The organism is Rhodococcus sp. IEGM 1351, from assembly GCF_030056875.1.
GTDB lineage: Bacteria > Actinomycetota > Actinomycetes > Mycobacteriales > Mycobacteriaceae > Rhodococcus_F > Rhodococcus_F opacus.
This window is the reverse complement of sequence record NZ_JASHKU010000040.1, coordinates 35,621-52,152: the sequence shown is the minus strand read 5'-3', so window position 1 is coordinate 52,152 and position 16,532 is coordinate 35,621. Positions and strand designations below refer to the sequence as shown.

Below are 16,532 nucleotides of genomic sequence, written 5' to 3'. Positions count from 1 at the left end.
CGCCTCATCCAACGTCTTACCCTGATCGATCGTGATCGTGCGAGCCAACGACTCGACATTGTCCTCGAGGATCACCTTCATCCGATACAAAAACCGCACCCGCTCCGACAACGGCCGCGAACCCCAGTCGGCGAAAGCGCGAGACGCAGCCACCACAGCCGCCTCCGCATCCTCAATCGACGCCGGCACCAACTCCGTAATCACCCGCCCCGTCGCAGGATTGAACACCTCGATGGCATCCACTCCCGAACCCGGCACCCACCGACCACCAATCAAACACGTAGCCGTCAAATCCACATCGGTCATTGTCACTATTCAAACCCTCACTACTCGAAAATCGTTGGTAGGTGCCGCCGACTCGACGCACACGTATGGACGGTTCGGCCCCGAGAAGCCGATGAGTTGCTATGACGTCGGCGTCAGTGTTCGGTCGACACCGTAGGTAACACCGAGTTCGCCGCCCACATCGTGGGCTTTGAGGCGCGGAAGCACCTCGGAGGCGAGCAGTTCGAAGTTTCGGGATGACACTTCGGGCGCCATGCCTCCGAAGGACGGTGCGATCAGGACCCCGCCCGCGTCCAGTCGATCGACATACTCGAGAATCCGGTCGACGACCTGATCCGGCGTTCCCCACACCTGGAGATCGGCGAGGAAGTCACAGAAGCCGTCGACTCCGTGCTTCTCGATGTTGCGGCTCAGCCCTGCGTAGTACTCGTAGCCTTCAATTTTCGCGAATCCGACGTTGTCGAATTCGTAGTGCTCGACGGTCGACTCGGCGTAGCGCCGGAGGTAAACATCGCGCATCTGCCGGGCCTCGGCTTCTGTCTCTCCTACTCCGACGAAGACGCAGATGATCGGCTTGGCCGGCTCCTCGCCGTTGATCTCGAGGTAACGGGCACGGTAGTCGCGCATCTCGGCTTCGGCTTTGTCCCAGGGCTTCTGCGCGATGACCATCAGCCCGACCTGCAGACTTGCCATGAGGTCGATTGATTGCGGAGACACCGCCGATGCGAAGGTGCGACCGCGGAACGACGCATACGGCGCGGGGCGCAGGTCCATGGCCGGCTGTTTGTACAGTTCGCCGTCGGCTTCGATGACGCCGGACTCGAGACCGTTCAGGATCGCTTCGGCATACTCCGCGAAGAGCCTGCGGGACTTGCCCATCTCCACCCGGAAGCCGTCGAACTCTACCCGGCCGAGTCCTCGGCCGATGCCGAGCATCGACCGGCCGCCCGAGAGATGGTCGAGCAGGATGAAGTTCTCGGCGGTCCGAACCGGGTCCTGCCAGGGAAGAACGGACACCATCGTCCCCAGTTTGACCGTGGATGTCTTGGCCGCAAGCCATGAGAGGAACTGCGGGACATCGGGTGTCATGCCGTAAGCAGTGAAGTGATGTTCCGGCGTCCATACCGAATCGAATCCGGCGGACTCTGCCCGCAGCGCGAGATCCAGCTCGTTGCGGTAGGTCTCCGCGTCCGAGACGTTTCCGTCGATGTTCTGAAATACGAGAGTGATGCCGGTGTGCATCTCTCCTCCTTCGTCGAGTAGTTCGATCGGTCCTACCGACCGGTTGGTATGCAGTGTAGCGGCCGAAACCTCGGGGCGCCAGAGGCAAATCACCGTCGAATCAGCTGATTCGTGGGACCGCGCCCGGGATCACCCCGCGGGTCTGCCGCACAGCAGATCGGCGGCCTTCTCACCGATCATCACGGTCGCAGCATTCGTGTTGCACGAGACGATGCTCGGCATGACCGACGCATCTGCGACGCGCAACCCGCTGACGCCGCGCACCCGAAGGTGCGGATCGACCACCGCCGTCGCGTCAGTGCCCATGCGACAGGTTCCCGAAAGGTGGAAGAAGCTGCTGACACTGTCGTGTATCGCCTTCTCCAACTCCGGGCGGTCGAGGCGAAGTAGTGCGGGGGCGTCGGAAGTGCCACCCCATTCGTCGAATGCGCTCGTCTCGGCGAGTGTGTTTACCACCTCGATTCCGGCGATGAGCTGTTCGATGTCGTACGGGTCGCTGAGGTATTTCGGATCGATCAGCAGCGGCGCTTCCGGGTCGGAAGACGCCAGGCGAATGCTTCCGCGGCTTCGCGGGCGCATGTGCCCGATCCCGAAGGTGAAACTGTTCTCGGCTGGCCGTTGCCACGGCGTGTGGTAGTCGACCTGGATCTGCACGATCTGCAGCTCCGGCCGGGTCTGAGACGGGTTCGTCTTCGCGAACAGCGTCGACTCGGCGTAGTTGCCACTCGGTGGGGGCAGCTGTCGATCCGCGCGCATCCGGACTCCCGCCAGCAGGATGTGGTCCTGCAGGTTCAGGCCGACCTCCGGCGAATCGATCACCGGTTGCACGCCGACCAACTCGAGGTCTCGGACCGGTCCGACGCCCGAATGTAGCAGCAGCCGCACGGAATCGACTGCACCGGCGCACAAGACAACGTCGCCGGCCGACGCGGACCGGATCGAGTGACCGTCCCAGGTGTACTCCACCCCACGACAGCGATCGCCCACGATGACGAGGCGTCGACAGATCGCCCCGGTGCGAACTGTCAGATTTGTCCGGCCGAGCGCCGGCCTGAGGTAGGCACTCGCGGTGCTCTGTCGCCGGTTCCCGCTGATCAGCAACTCATGGCACGCTGCCCCGAGTAACTCGCCACTGTTGAGGTCTGCTGCGACGGCGTGCTGCGCCTGCCGCGCGGCCTCGACGTGGGCGAGTGACAACGGGTGGGGCGAGTCGATCGGCCGCGGCGCCAGTGGTCCGCCCCGACCCCGGAATCGGGGGTCGCCGTCGGGGACGTCCTCGGAGCGCATGAAGTAGGGCAACACCGAGTCATAGTCCCAACCCTCAGCGCCCTCCGCGGCCCACGAGTCGTAGTCGACTCGGTGTCCCCGCAGGTGCGCCATGACGTTGATCGAGCCCGAGCCGCCCAGGACCTTGCCGCGGGTCGCGGGGACCGTCCGCCCGAGAGCCTTCTGCGGAACCGTCGCGTAATTCCAATCCAGCTCGCTGCCGGCCAAACTCGGCCAGGAACCTGGGTTCTCGATGTCTGGTCGTCGCTCGGAGCCGCCGGCCTCCAGGAGCAGGACCCGGACCTCAGGATCCTCGGTGAGTCGCGCGGCAAGGATGCACCCGGCGGTTCCGCCGCCGACGACGATGTAGTCGTAGGAGTCCATGATGCTCTACCGCCCGACCCCGACCGGCTGCACCGCGCCTGCCGTCACGGTATTCGCGTTCGGAACTTCACCGAGCAGTTCTGCTGACATGATCCATCCTCAATGTCGTACGGATAGAGGGGCTCTCATCGTTCTCGAGAAGGGAGCGCCGATCTCGGATATCTCGGGGAACGACCGCCTGAAGTCACTGATTCAGGCTGGAGCGCGTCCGGTGCGTGAGGCTTCTCGACAACAGAGGAACGCCTTCCAGCCAGGAAGCGCGACGCCGGCTCAACAGATAAAACGAAGTTCATCTGTGCTTACATACTAACCGGGCGGTACGTAACGTTGTGAGATGACGTTACCGCACTACGCGTCAGGGGGTCAAGAGATCGCGACGATACCGCTGGGACCGCGGTTCACCCGGATACCGCGAACCCGCCGCATCACGGTAGGCGCTAACGAGCACGGCCTCCACAAAGGGACATTCGTGGAGGCCGGGTGGTCGAGGAGTGCAGCTCAGGCGTCCGCTGGTCGCTCGATCAGTCCGTCGATGAGGATGTCGGCGTAGATGGTGCCGATTTCGCGGGGGGTTACCGAGCCCTTCAGGTCCAGCCAGACGTGTGTCCACGCCCCCATGCCGATGATCCCGAATGCCACCAGTCGTGCCGGGCCCTTCTTTCGGAACACACCCTCCTGCATGCCGCGCTCGATCACGTCGACGAAGAAGCGCTCGAACTCGTCACGCTTCTGCTGGATCTCGGCGAAGACATCCGTGGGCAGGAACTTCCGTTCCTGCATGAACACCGTGATCTCCGCCTTGTAGATCGACATCGGTTCGAGTAACGCCTCGGTGATCAGTCGTCGCAGGATCAGATCCGGACTCTGTTCCTTGTCTGCCATGACACTGCGCGCACGCCCCAGCTGATAGTTGATGAACTCGTCGTGCACCCGGTAGAGCAGGTCTTCCTTGCTCTCGAAATGGTGATAGAAGGCGCCCTTGGTCAGCTCCGCTGCATCGACGATGCTCTGGACAGACGTTGCCGCGTACCCGTTCCTCTCGAAGAGCGCAACCGCGTTCTCGAGCAGGGCACGCCGAGCCCCCTCGGGGTCGCGGACCCTACGGCCGCTCGTCTTGCCACTCGAAACCTTCGGCCTCGCCACGAAACTTCCTCCCTGGCTGTTCAGCTCGCCATTCATCGCCGAGTGCGCCATCCATCTCGAGCACTCTGCACGAAGCGGGTAGGCGCGATGCTACGGGCACGCCGGCGCACTGCACAACGCCTCACGCACTCTCGCAGTATACATCCGTACCAGTCGGCATGATATTACCGTCCGACGAACCTATCGAGAGTCTTCGGGGTCGGGGAGGTCCCGGAGGATCTGGACTGCCGTCATGGCGGTCGGCCAGCCGGAATAGAACGCGAGGTGAGTGGCGACCTCCACGAGTTCTTCGACTGTGAGGCCGTTGTCCAGTGCCGTGCGCAGATGAAAGGGAAGCTGGTCAGAGCGGTAGAGCGCGATCAAGGCAGCGACCGTGACGAGGCTTCGGTCCCGAGGTGTCAGTTCATGTCGTGTCCAGATGTCGCCGAACAGGGTGTCGTCGGTGAGTTCTGCCAGTTTCGGAGCGAACGAACCGAGTGCCGCTCGGGCAGGGCCTGGGCGTCCCGTGCTCACTGCGCCGGCGCGGTGCGCAGCGCGTTCGCCAGCGGGGCGCCTTCTCGGGACAGCCAGGTGCTGACCGTGTCCGTGAGGTGGTCGAGTTCGGAGTCCACGACGTAGAGACTCCGAGTGGGCACGACGGCACCCAGTTCGACGAGCAGCGGTCGGAGATGGACCTCGCCCGCCATCGCATGGTGTGCAGCACCGCCCACCATCACGGGCACCGCCGAGACACCGTCGAGTGAGACGGAGCCGAAACGGTCGAAGAAGCCCTTGAGTAGGCCCGTGTAGGTCGCCTTGTAGGTCGGCGAGGTCACGATGAGGATGTCGACTCCGCTGACGAGCTCCATGTCACGTTGCACCGTCGCGGAGTCGGGGTCCAGAACGGCCCCGCCATGCATCGCCAGATCGACGACAGGGCCGACCCTGCCTCCGACCGCATCGGCAACCTGTCGGCCCACTTCCGCTGCGACGGTTGCCGTGCGTGACGCCGGCCGTGGGTTTCCGACCAGAACACCGACTGTGATATCGCTGTGCGCCATGGACTCTCCTCGATTCATCGTCAACGAGTATCGGTTCATACCTGCGATCCGACGGCCGTGAAGAAGGCCCGGCGTGCATAGGCCAAGGCATGGCAATCCTCGCGCACTCCCCCGTCGACCACGGCACCGACCACGATCGTGTGATCGCCGGCCTCGACCATCTGCTCGACCCGGCACACTGCGAACGCCGCGGTGTTCTCCGCGAGCACCGGCCCGCCCAGTCCTCCGTCCGGGGCCGACCATGCATGTCCGTCGAACTTCGAGTCCGACTTGACCGCGAAGGCCAGCGCGACGCTCTCGTGGCCGTCGGCGATGTAGTTGACGGTGAACGATCCCGACGAACGCACCGCCTGCAGGGTGTTCGACCCGTGGTCGAGGCATGCGAGGACGAGCGGGGGATCCAGGGAGACAGAGCACACCGCGGACATCGTCAAACCCTGATGCCTGCCGTCGTCACCGGTGGCGGTGACGACTGTGGCGGGGCCTGGTGCATACGCCATGATGTCCTTGAACTTGCCCAGGTCGATCATCGTTCGTTTCTCCTAGCTGGATCGGGATGACGTGGTGCGGCCCGCGGCGCGAATCGCGTCCTGGACACCGGGGTTGTACGCACTGGCTGCCTGAGCCCAGGACTCGAATCCCACCGTCACGTCAAAGGAATTCTCGGCGGCGAGATTCACGGCTTGTTTCATGTCACGAGCGAGTGACGGCTGCAGATCCGCGACCGAATGTGCGAGAGTCAACGCTTCTCCGAGCGGGTCATCGGCGTAGACGTCTGCGAGTCCCTCGTCATGGGCTTGCGCGCCGTCGAGTGTGCGGCCGCGGAGAACCGTGCGCAGTGCACGTCCCCGCCCCAGCCTCTCCGTCAGGAAATAGGTGCATCCGCCTCCCGGATGAAGTCCCAACTTCGCGAAGGTGGCACCGAATCTGGCGTTCGGTCCGGCGATAGTGATGTCGCATGCCAGCGCGAGATTCAACCCGGCACCGATCGCGTGACCGTTGACGGCGGACACCGTCGGATATGGAAGCTCGCGCAACCACAGGAAGCTCTCGTAGTACGACAGTTGACGGGCCCGCATGCTCGAGGGAGTCGCGCCGTTCACGCCGAAGATCGCCATGAGATCCGCCCCGGCACAGAACGAGGTCCCGGATCCGGTCACCACCAGGCACCGCGTTTCAGTGTCGGTGGACAGCTGTTCCGCCGCTTCGAGTAGCTCGAGTCGCATGTCTGGGCCGATGGCGTTCCGCTTCTCCGGATCGTCGAGTACGAGAACCCGGACGCCGTCGTCGTGCCGCTCGATGCGAATCTTGTCGAATTCTGTCATTTCCCAGTCTTTCTGCGAGGTTCCGGTCGACTCAGCCGGCATCGGGGCGTACCGCTACGGCTTCGATCTGAACGCGCAGGTTCGAGGCGATACCGAGAACGAATGTCGACCGCGCCGGGTACGGTCCCTCACCGAAAGCGCCCTTGTACGCATCGAGGAACTCGAAGCGATATGCCTCGTCTTGCAGGTAACAGGTGGTCTTGACGACGTCGCGCAGGGTGAGGCCTGCGTCCGCCAAGATTCTGGCGACGTTCTCGAGGCAGATCCGGGTCTCGTCGGCGATCGACTCCGCCTCCGGACGTCTCGCCATGGTCTCAGGGTCGATCGCCAGGCCCGCGGCATAGACGAACACGTCGGTCGCGGTACCGGACGACAGCCCCTGCGGACTGAAATCTCCCAGGTCGGCTGGATTCAAGTAGTCGATCATTTCGACCTCGTCTTTCGTTGTACGATTCGGTTGCAGTGATCACGCATTGCGTAGATCGACGGTCCGGGTCTCACCGAGTGCGCTCACAGAAAGCGCGGCCACGATGCACAGCGCGGAGATCATCACGGAAACCGCGATGCTGCCCGGGCCTCCCGGCGCGATGAAGGTTGCAGCGAGGAGCGGGCCGAGTCCGCCACCGATCATTCCGGCAAATTGGTAGCACAGGGATACGCCCGTGTAGCGGGACGCCGTCGGGAACAGCTCCGCGAGCAGTGCGGGGACCGGGCCGTTCGCCGCCGCGTTGAGCACGGTCATGCTGATGACATACGAGATCAGGATCAGTGGGAAGCTTCCCGACGTCACCAATGGGAACATCGCGAACGCGTGGATCGCCGTGAGCAGGGCTGCGGTGACGTAGACCGGTCGCCGGCCGTATCGGTCGGAGAGCCACGCGAACAACGGGACAGTGAGAAGCATGCCAGCCGTACCGATCATCATCGCGTTGAGCAGCGTCTGGCGCGGGATCCCGAAGTCCTTGTGCGCGTACGTCACCAGCAGTGACGTCGCCACCGCGTACGCCATGAACGGTCCGGCGTAGACGCCGATTCCGAGCAGCACGCGACCCCGGCGTTCCCGAAGTAGCGCGAACAGCGGCGCGCGGCGCGGCTCCTCTTCGCTACGCTCCTTCTTCTCGGCCAGCAGGACGGGACTCTCGCGTACGCCGACCCGGATGTACATGCCGATTCCGACGAGGACGACCGTCACGAGGAAGGGTAGACGCCAACCCCAGGACAGGAACTGGTCCTCGGAGAGCCCGCCTAGCGCTGCGAAGGCCGCGAAGGACAGTAGGAGTCCGGCCGAGGCTCCCATCTGGGTTGCGCTGCCGTAGAATCCGCGGGACTTCGTGTTCGCATGTTCGACAGCCATCAACACGGCGCCGCCCCATTCACCGCCGACGGCGATTCCCTGCATGAGACGGAGCGCCACGAGCAGGATCGGGGCGAGCACGCCGATCTTGTCGGGCGTCGGCAGCAATCCGATCGACACGGTTGCCACCCCCATGATGCTCAGCGTCCAGATGAGCGAGGATTTCCTGCCGAACCGGTCGCCGAAGTGGCCGAAGATGATTCCACCGAGCGGGCGGGCGAGGTACCCGACGGCTAGCGTGCCGAACGAGGCGATCAGCGCCACGGCCGGCGACGATCCCGCGAAGAACACGGGAGCGAACACCAGGCTCGCCGCGGTCGCGTAGATGAGGAAGTCGTAGTACTCGATCGTGCTGCCGATCGCGCTGGCGATATAGACGCGGCGCCGTTGGCGAACAAGATCGTCGTTGGGCCTGTCCGTAGTTGCCCTTGGGGAGGAAGTGCCGTCGAGAGTACTCATTGCGGTCTCCGGATTCGGGGCGGGGGTGGATCGCTGGTGATCACATCGGCCCGCTGAGTGGGGGCTATTTCGGGAGGATGATGTCGAGCGGCCGGTTGTAGAGGATGTCCTCGACCACGTCGTGTGGGATCGGGAGTGGCATGTCGAGTTCCGAGATCGCCAGGAACTGATCGGCGGACTCTTTCGGACAGAATGACGGGAAGTCGGAGCCGAACACCAGGCGGTCGGTGACATGGCCCTCGATGGCGAGTCGGAGCCCGTTGTAGAGCTGCCAGGTCTTCACCGGCAGCGTCGATACGTCGGCGAAGACGTTGCGGTTCTTCATCATCAGTTCGACTGTCTCGTTCATCCACGGCTTCCCGAAGTGGGCGACGAGGATGTTCGTGTCCCGGAACTCGCGGGCGACCTTGTCGAGAAACATGGGGTACGCGTATTCGTTGCACCCGTCGGGCGCGAACACACTCGCCTGGTGGAACATGAGGAAGATGCCGAGATCAGCGGCAGCGCGATAGACCTCGTAGGCTTCGTCGCAGTGCGGATGGAAACCCTGATACGGGGGTGAGAGTTTCACCCCGTGAAGGCCGTATTCGCGCACGGCGCGGCGGAGTTCGTCCGCCGCGCCGGGCTGGGTCGGGTCGACGCTGCCGACCCCGATCGCCCGTTCCCGGTTGGCGTCGAGGTACTCGCCGACATAGTCGTTCGGCACTTTCATCCCGATCCGGGCCACCTGCAGGCCGAGGACCAGGAACCTCTCGACACCGGACTCCGCCATCACCCGGGTGTGCTCGGCGAGGTCCGCGCGGCCGAAGCCCGGCCGCCCGACGAGCTCGGTTCCTCGGTCGGTCCATACCGGGCCCAGGTGTTCGGGCAGGTAGATGTGTGTGTGCCAGTCGGTGAACGGGCGCTCGGGCATCGCGGCTATCCCTGTCTCTTCGGCCGGAGCGCGACGGCGTCGATCTCGACGCGGCAGTCGCCGGCGATGCCGACGACGAGCGTCGTGCGCGCCGGGTACGGGCCCTCCCCGAAGACCTCGGTGTACGCGGTCCAGAACTCCTTGCGATACGAATCGTCGGCCAGGTAACAGGTCGTCTTCACCACGTCCCCGAGCGTGCAGCCGGCAGTCTCGAGGATCCCCTGGATCTCCTCCAGCGCGATCTTCGTCTCGTTCGCGATGGTGTCGGCCTCCGGCTTACGCGCCAGCGTCTCCAGATCGAGCGCCATGCCGCCGCAGAACACGTAGTCCTTGGTCGCCACACCCGGATTCATTCCGAATCGAGGGTAGGAAAGGTTGCCTGGGTTGAGGTATTCCGTCATGAGTATTCCTTCGGTGGGATCCGGTGGATCAGTTCGCGGCGACAGCCGTGGAATCGAGTGTGCGGAGTTCCGGCATGCACTCGCTGGCGAAGAGTTTCAGGGATCTGTCGATGTCCTCGTGTGCGATGCCCGGCACGCCCATCTGCAACAGCCAGTTCTGGATGCCGTGCGACTTCGTCATCCGCGTCATCTTCGCGAGCACGGTGTCCGGCGAACCGATGAAGAGGTGATCACGATCGAACATGAGATCCCAGGGAGCCATCGCCTTGTACTTGGGATCATTCGGGTCCTCGTCGGCGTCGAGGAAGACCCCGATACCGCGAACCCGGCAGATAAGCTCGAAAAACTCCACCACCGCCGGCTCAGCGATGCGACGCGCCTCCTCGTCCGTGTCCGCGACGTATGCCATGCGCAGCACGCCCACATCCTCGCCGAGTGCCGGGGTGACGCCGGTGACCTTGGCCCGCTCGTCGCGATAGAGTTCGCAGAGGTTGTGGAGAACCTGACCGGTGGGGTACCAGGTGATCGGCTTCATACCCTTCTGAGCGGCGCGCCGGAAGCCCTCGACAGTCTCGGTGACCGCGAACAGCGGCGGCATCGGCTGCTGGTACGGCTGCGGAGTGATCCCGAACGCTTGAAGCATGCCGTCATCGCCGACCCAGCCTTCCGGATCGGGCGCACCGGGCGAGTGGATGAACTTCGTCCCCGGCTCCGGGAATGTGTAGCGCGGCCCCTTCCAACTGAACTGGCGGTCGGTCCAGATCCCCTTCACGATCGCGAGGTTTTCGTCGAAGATCCCGTAACTGTTTTCGCTGCCGTTCCAGCGGTTTGCCTCGGGATTGAGGTTCATCACCTCGATCGGCAGAATTCCCCGACCGAACGCCACATCGAGACGACCGTCACTGAAGTGGTCCAGGATGGCGAGATCCTCCGCCACCCTCAGCGGATGCCACAGGGTCAGCGATACCGCCGCCATCCCGAACCGGATGCGGCTCGTCCGAGCGGCCAGATCCGTCGCCAGCATGATCGGATTCGGGCTCGCATCGGTCCCGTCGACATCGAAGTGATGCTCCCCCAACCAAATACGGTCATATCCGAGCTCGTCCGCCATCACGGCATGTCGCCGCGTCGCCTCCAGCACCTCATGCCAGGACAACTCGCCCGAACGATTCGTCAACGCATACAGCAAATCCAGTTTCATATTTCACTCCAAGTCTCTGTGGCCGACCGCCGCTTCCCGACGAGAACGACCGTCGTTTCTTCAACCGGTTTTCGAGGGCTGACATCACACCGCGCCCTTCCGTGACGACCATCACACGAGGGTCCCTGCGGGGCCAGCCCCGATGCCAGCGGGAAACTACCTATCCACTACCTGTGCACTACGTATCTGCCATGACCGCCTTCAGCCATGGCTGCGACCTCCGCAGCACGGCAATACCTGTCCCGTGACATATGCCGCCTGGTCGGAGCCCAACCAAGCGACGGCTTCGGCGATATCGATGGGCCTGCCCGGGCGTTGCAGCGGAATGCGCGAGATGATGCGGTCACGCACCCTCGCGGGTACCGCATCGGTCATGTCGGTGGCGATGAAGCCCGGTGCCACGGCGTTGACGCGCAAGCGCGGCGCGTGGCTCAACGCCAGTGACCGGGTCAGACCGACTACGCCGCCCTTGGAGATGGCGTAGTTGAACTGGCCGACGTTGCCGAGGTATGCGCGTGAGCTGATATTGACCACCGCGCCACCATCGACGATCTCGTCGGCCAGTTCGGACGTCAACTCGAAGGTCGCGCCCAGGTTGATTCGATTGACGAGTCGGAAGTTCGGTTCGGTCATGTCGCCGATCAGAGCATCGCGCGTGATACCGGCGTTGTTCACCAACAGGGTCGGCTGCCCCTCTTCGGACCGTATTGCGGAGCGAATCTGCGCACGGCCCTCCGGATCGGCGATGTCGGCCTTCACTGGCGTGGCATCGATCGATGCTGCGCTGTCCCCGACCCTCGGATCCACGTCTACCAGGACCAGGCGGTAGCCGTCCTTCGTCAGGCGCCGGGCAATTTCGAAGCCGATACCCCGGGCCGCGCCTGTGACCACTGCAATCTTCATGGCAGAGCTGCTCCTAAATGTTCCTCGCCGAGTACGAAGGCTTGACCGTTGGCCCCGCGAGTGGCGACGAGGAGATCCACCGCATCGGCAACCGACTTCGGTTCCACATCGTCGGCCACGGCGACGACCGTCGAGTAGCCGTTGTGTTTTCGGCGCTCGAGCGCGAGTGCGCGTGCGCCGCTGAGTAGGCCGGCTGCGACAGCCGCGTCCAGCGGTTCGGTACGTCCCAGCAGTGCGGCCGAGCGCACGACGTAGACCACTGCACCACCGGCCGCGACTGTCTCCCGGGTCATGTCGAACGCCTGAGCCAGTTCGTCCTCGGTCTCCGCCCATTCACGAAGACCAGTCCGTGCGACGAATACGAGACCGTCACGGGGGTCTTTTCCCGCACGGCCGGCGCCGGTCAACACCTCTTTGAGTTGCGGGTCGTCCGCGCGGACCCTCATACCTTCGCCTCCCGCTTCACCAATGCCACCATCTCTCCTTCTTGTACGACGACATCGTGCTGGTTGAGAACCTGCACGTGCTGGACCATGACGCCACGGTCGGGTTTCGACGTGGGAGTCAGCTCCACGACCTCGTTGGCCGCGCGGATCGTGTCGCCGATGAGCACCGGACGCACGAAGCGCCAGCGGCGGATCTCGGCGAACGCCACCAGGGTGTCGTCGAAGATTCCGAGCCGGCCCCGAAGGCCTGTCACGATCGACAGAACGAGCGCTCCGTGAGCGATCCGTTCGCCGAACTGACTCTCGCGCATAGTCTGCGCATCAGTGTGCAGAGTATGAAAATCACCGGACACTCCGGCGAAGTTGACCACGTCCGCCTCCGTCACAGTGCGACGCGGAGTCTCGAACGTCATTCCGATTTCCACGTCGTCGAACCACAGTCCGGCCATGGGACACCTTTCGAGAATTCATTGCGGAACTCCGACTCGAAGCAGTTTGCCGAGCGGCTACCGTTCACGAAAACTTAGTACCGCCCGGTCGGTACGTCAAGCATCAAGATGCACTCGAGTGGAAGATCCCGGTGCCTACGCCGAATTACCTACCAGCATTGCGTATATCGCCCACTTTTGCCATAGTGCGTAATCAAGACATACGGCGATCAGCCTCTCGACCAACATTCCAACCGGTTTGCAGACGCACACGCAGGCACCGTACGCAACGTGACGCAACACCCGAAACCGACTCAGCCACAACCGAAGGGATTCTCCAATGAGAGATCCGCGACTGGTTCCGCCCATAGCGTCGGACCCACACGACATGGACGACTTACGCGCCGAAGTCCGGCAATTCGTCGACGCCCAGTTCGCTGATGGGCGCATCACTCCGCGGATCGACAGCTGGCTCACCGGCTGGCACGAGGACTTCTCGCGCACACTCGCCGACCGGGGATGGGTCGGCATGACGATCCCAATCGAGTACGGTGGCCACGGTCGCAGCCACCTCGAACGTTTCGTCGTCACCGAGGAACTCCTCGCTGCAGGCGCCCCGGTCGCCGCGCACTGGATCGCCGACCGCCAGATTGCACCGTCACTCCTCTTGTACGGCACAGAATTTCAAAAACGGAAGTACCTACCCGAGATCGCCCGAGGCGAGTGCTACTTCGCCATCGGCATGAGCGAACCCGACTCCGGATCCGACCTCGCCAGCGTCCGCACCAAAGCCACCCGCGTCGACGACGGCTGGGTCCTCAGCGGCACCAAGGTCTGGACGTCCGGCGCCCACCATGCCCACGCATTCATCTGCCTCGCCCGCACGACCCCCGTCGACCCCGCACATCGGCACGACGGACTGAGCCAGTTCATCGTCGACCTGTGCTCACCCCGCGTCGACATCCGGCCCATCGTCTCGATGCACGGTGGGCACCATTTCAACGAAGTCATCCTCAACGACGTCTTCGTCGCCGACGACATGGTCTTCGGCACCATCGGCAGCGGCTGGCAGCAGGTCACCTCGGAACTGAGCTTCGAACGCAGCGGACCCGAACGCTTCCTGTCCACATTTCCCCTCCTCGCCGACACCGCCGAACAGATGCGGACAGGGGCAGTACCCCGACACCCCGACCTAGGCCGGTATCTCGCCCGAACAACGGGGCTGCACCAGATGTCCACCGCGGTCGCCGGAGCCCTCGGACGCCACGAACCCGCCGACGTCGCCGCGGCCGTCGTCAAAGTCCTCGGAACTACCACCGAAGGCGACATCGCCGATTTTGCCGACGTCATCACCGGTGACACCGGTCCGACCCCCCGCCGCTACCGAGCAATGATCGATGACGCCGCCGCCCAACGCCCCGGATTCACCCTTCGTGGCGGCACCAACGAAGTTCTGCGCGGCGTGATCGCGCGGGGATTGGGAATGCGCTGATGACGACCCCGACCACTGTCGACCCCGATCTTGTGGAAATGATGTCTGCGGTCTTCGTCGCTTACCGCGACCAGAAGGAACCTGACGCCGATACCGCTACGTGGGACCCGATCCTCTGGTCCCACCTCACCGATCTCGGCCTGACCCGCCTCACCGGACCAGAGGAATCCGGCGGCAGCGGAGCCGGATGGCTCGAAGCCGCGGAACTGCTCCGCACCGCTGCGGCCAACGGCGTCCGAATCCCGCTGGCCGAACACGACCTGCTCGCCGGCTGGCTGCTCGATACCGCCGGGCTTCCCGCAGACGACGCCCGCCGCACCGTCTGCCTGCTCGATCACACCGGAACTGCCCACCGGGTGCCCTGGGCCGCCCAATCCGACAAGATCGTCACGGTCTGGCGCGACACCCACACGTACGTTGTCGCCGACATCGAGACGAACATGCTCACCATCACGCCGGACGCCAACATCGCCGGCGAACCCAGAGACACCGTCACCATCGACAGCGCCCATTCGGGCACTCCGATAGCTGACGCGGTCGTCGACCAACTACTCCTGCGCGGCGCACTGATCCGAGCCGTGCAGACGAGCGCCGCGCTCGATCGCATCCTCGACCTGTCAATCACGCACACCACCGAACGCACCCAGTTCGGGCGACCGCTCGCGAAGTTTCAGGCCATACAAAACCTCGTCGCCGATATCGCCGCCGAAGCCGCACTCACCCGGGCCGCCACCGAAGCCGCCCTGAACGAAGCCGTCCGCACCGACTGGTCCGCACCGAACCTCGACGTCCTTGTCGCCGTTGCCCGTTCCTGCGCCGGCCACGCCGCATCCACCGTCGTCCGCAATGCCCACCAGGTGCACGGAGCGATCGGCACCACCCGCGAGCACCGCCTGCACGAGTTCACCCAACCTGCCCTCGCGTGGCGCTCCGAGTTCGGCTCCCTCCACCACTGGGACGACATGCTCACCACCGCATCCATCACGGCAGGCCGACAGAACCTGTGGTGCCTCGTCACCGCATAGTCTTCCGGCCGCCAATGACCAATGAATTGAGTAGTGCCGAATGACATTCGCACTTGCACGGAGAATTACGGAAGTCTTTCGCGTTCTCGCGCACACTCGTGTAGCCGCGCGAGAGTTCGAGTTCTGGACTGCCACGACCAGCCCGGCTTCCTCACCTGAGCCGAGAAGTCCGGTCGACGCCTTTGGCGGCCTCTACACGAGAGACAGCGACGGCTCCAGAAAGGAAGACGCCCGATGAGTGACTGCCAGGACTTACCCCGCGAAGCACGCGAACTCATCACCCTCGCTCGGCAATGGATTCCCTATGGCAGGGTTCCCGCAGAGCTTGTCTTCCAGACATTCGGAATCACCGAGCACCAGTTCGTCGACAGGCTATGGGCAGTAGTGCAGGGTACTCCCTGCGATCCGCATCTCGTCCGTGCGCTTTCCTCCACCTATCCGCGCCGGCGGCCACACTGGGCAGCACCCACAACGCGCGGTAGCTCACCGGTCTGAGCAGCAGACACCGCCCCACATACCGCCGATCCGCACTGTTCGAGGCAGCTGCAGCACCACGCGGTGCTTTGTCCACACGGACGCCGCCGTCACGGCCGCCGCCGCAACCCAGCCGGGCGTGGGCCGCCCTCCCCGCACCGGCCCGGGGCGCCATCCTCATGACGGCGGCGAACCTGCTGCAGGAACGTGGTTCCGTTGTGGCCGCGGACCTCGTCCAAGAAGACAAGACCCTCGCCGAAGCCCGCGGCGAAGTCACGCGCGCCGTGGACGTGCTGCGGTTCTTCGGTTCCCTCGGGTGGACGGCCACCGGCGAGATGCTCCCCAGCGGACTGCCCGGAACCAGCGTCACCACCCGCCGCGAACACTCGTCTCGGGCAACACGGTGGCGCTCGAGCCCGCCGAACTCACACCCCTGTCCGCCACCCACCTTGCCCGCTACGGACTCACCGCGGGAATCTGCACCGACAGCCTCGCTCGCTCGACGGACTTCGCGGCCCGGGCGCAGGCCGGCGTCGTCAAGATCAACCGCCCGACCGCCGGGCTCGACCTGAATGTGCCGTTCGGCGGGGTGAAGGATTCGTCCACGAACACGTTCCGGGAGCAGGGTCGCAGCGCGGTGGACTTCTACACCTGGGGGAAGACCGTGTACACGGGCGTCTGATCCGACGGCATCCGTGAGCGTGGGGGAGGGCCGTCCCATACGTCCTGTTGGACATTTGTGCATGTGGCG

General features: G+C 64.2%; 19 protein-coding genes and 1 pseudogene. 4 read left to right on the top strand and 16 right to left on the bottom strand.

The features are described 5' to 3' along the window. From QM806_RS38035 to QM806_RS37960, 16 genes are all read right to left on the bottom strand, one after another. Nucleotides 1-306, bottom strand: a 306-nt coding sequence (locus QM806_RS38035) for an aldehyde dehydrogenase family protein (protein ID WP_283294850.1), incomplete at its 3' end; no start/stop codon positions are given. 99 nt (nucleotides 307-405) lie between these two features. After that, complete coding sequence (locus QM806_RS38030; protein ID WP_005567537.1) at nucleotides 406-1,527, bottom strand: LLM class flavin-dependent oxidoreductase; 1,122 nt, start codon at nucleotides 1,525-1,527, stop codon at nucleotides 406-408. Between the two features lie 129 nt (nucleotides 1,528-1,656). Further along, nucleotides 1,657-3,177 (bottom strand): GMC family oxidoreductase, encoded by a 1,521-nt coding sequence (locus tag QM806_RS38025; RefSeq protein WP_005567538.1) that lies wholly within the window; start codon nucleotides 3,175-3,177, stop codon nucleotides 1,657-1,659. A 498-nt stretch (nucleotides 3,178-3,675) separates the two neighbouring features. After that, nucleotides 3,676-4,320, bottom strand: coding sequence for a TetR/AcrR family transcriptional regulator (locus QM806_RS38020; RefSeq protein ID WP_231137709.1), 645 nt, complete (start codon nucleotides 4,318-4,320; stop codon nucleotides 3,676-3,678). A gap of 180 nt (nucleotides 4,321-4,500) precedes the next feature. Then, nucleotides 4,501-4,833 carry a carboxymuconolactone decarboxylase family protein gene (locus tag QM806_RS38015; protein WP_005256894.1) on the bottom strand — a complete coding sequence of 111 codons (333 nt, stop codon included), beginning with the start codon at nucleotides 4,831-4,833 and terminating at the stop codon, nucleotides 4,501-4,503. After that, nucleotides 4,830-5,360, bottom strand: a complete 531-nt coding sequence (locus tag QM806_RS38010; RefSeq protein WP_005256893.1) for an NADPH-dependent FMN reductase — start codon at nucleotides 5,358-5,360, stop codon at nucleotides 4,830-4,832. The genes QM806_RS38015 and QM806_RS38010 overlap by 4 nt, the downstream gene beginning before the upstream one ends. A gap of 35 nt (nucleotides 5,361-5,395) precedes the next feature. Beyond that, a complete protein-coding gene (locus tag QM806_RS38005) occupies nucleotides 5,396-5,890 on the bottom strand; it encodes a flavin reductase family protein (RefSeq protein ID WP_005256892.1) in 495 nt (164 codons plus the stop codon). Nucleotides 5,891-5,902: 12 nt separating this feature from the next. Further along, on the bottom strand, nucleotides 5,903-6,727 hold the full coding sequence (locus QM806_RS38000) for an enoyl-CoA hydratase-related protein (RefSeq protein WP_005256891.1): 825 nt from the start codon (nucleotides 6,725-6,727) through the stop codon (nucleotides 5,903-5,905). Further along, complete coding sequence (locus QM806_RS37995) at nucleotides 6,717-7,112, bottom strand: RidA family protein (protein WP_231137710.1); 396 nt, start codon at nucleotides 7,110-7,112, stop codon at nucleotides 6,717-6,719. The genes QM806_RS38000 and QM806_RS37995 overlap by 11 nt, the downstream gene beginning before the upstream one ends. Nucleotides 7,113-7,151: 39 nt before the next feature. Further along, entirely contained in the window at nucleotides 7,152-8,498 is a 1,347-nt protein-coding gene (locus tag QM806_RS37990) for an MFS transporter (RefSeq protein ID WP_037203664.1), read from the bottom strand. Between the two features lie 64 nt (nucleotides 8,499-8,562). Next, a complete protein-coding gene (locus tag QM806_RS37985; RefSeq protein ID WP_005256879.1) occupies nucleotides 8,563-9,411 on the bottom strand; it encodes an amidohydrolase family protein in 849 nt (282 codons plus the stop codon). A gap of 5 nt (nucleotides 9,412-9,416) precedes the next feature. Further along, entirely contained in the window at nucleotides 9,417-9,812 is a 396-nt protein-coding gene (locus QM806_RS37980) for a RidA family protein (RefSeq protein WP_005256878.1), read from the bottom strand. A 28-nt stretch (nucleotides 9,813-9,840) separates the two neighbouring features. Next, complete coding sequence (locus tag QM806_RS37975; RefSeq protein WP_005256877.1) at nucleotides 9,841-11,013, bottom strand: LLM class flavin-dependent oxidoreductase; 1,173 nt, start codon at nucleotides 11,011-11,013, stop codon at nucleotides 9,841-9,843. A gap of 201 nt (nucleotides 11,014-11,214) precedes the next feature. Continuing rightward, entirely contained in the window at nucleotides 11,215-11,916 is a 702-nt protein-coding gene (locus tag QM806_RS37970; RefSeq protein ID WP_005256876.1) for an SDR family oxidoreductase, read from the bottom strand. Continuing rightward, nucleotides 11,913-12,362: a hypothetical protein gene (locus QM806_RS37965; protein ID WP_005256874.1), complete on the bottom strand. Its 450-nt coding sequence runs from the start codon at nucleotides 12,360-12,362 to the stop codon at nucleotides 11,913-11,915. Before QM806_RS37965 ends, QM806_RS37970 begins: the two co-directional genes overlap by 4 nt. Beyond that, nucleotides 12,359-12,811: a MaoC/PaaZ C-terminal domain-containing protein gene (locus QM806_RS37960; protein WP_005256873.1), complete on the bottom strand. Its 453-nt coding sequence runs from the start codon at nucleotides 12,809-12,811 to the stop codon at nucleotides 12,359-12,361. The genes QM806_RS37965 and QM806_RS37960 overlap by 4 nt, the downstream gene beginning before the upstream one ends. A 319-nt stretch (nucleotides 12,812-13,130) precedes the next feature. Here QM806_RS37960 and QM806_RS37955 point away from each other — a divergent pair, with 319 nt between their 5' ends. From QM806_RS37955 to QM806_RS37940, 4 genes and pseudogenes are all read left to right on the top strand, one after another. Continuing rightward, entirely contained in the window at nucleotides 13,131-14,282 is a 1,152-nt protein-coding gene (locus tag QM806_RS37955; RefSeq protein ID WP_043793296.1) for an acyl-CoA dehydrogenase family protein, read from the top strand. After that, on the top strand, nucleotides 14,282-15,307 hold the full coding sequence (locus tag QM806_RS37950; protein ID WP_005572568.1) for an acyl-CoA dehydrogenase family protein: 1,026 nt from the start codon (nucleotides 14,282-14,284) through the stop codon (nucleotides 15,305-15,307). The genes QM806_RS37955 and QM806_RS37950 overlap by 1 nt, the downstream gene beginning before the upstream one ends. 653 nt (nucleotides 15,308-15,960) lie before the next feature. Further along, a pseudogene (locus QM806_RS37945) lies at nucleotides 15,961-16,104 on the top strand (hypothetical protein); the annotation flags it as partial. After that, nucleotides 16,098-16,463, top strand: a complete 366-nt coding sequence (locus QM806_RS37940; RefSeq protein ID WP_283294844.1) for an aldehyde dehydrogenase family protein — start codon at nucleotides 16,098-16,100, stop codon at nucleotides 16,461-16,463. The pseudogene QM806_RS37945 and the gene QM806_RS37940, both read left to right, overlap by 7 nt. The last annotated feature ends 69 nt before the right edge of the window (nucleotides 16,464-16,532 follow it).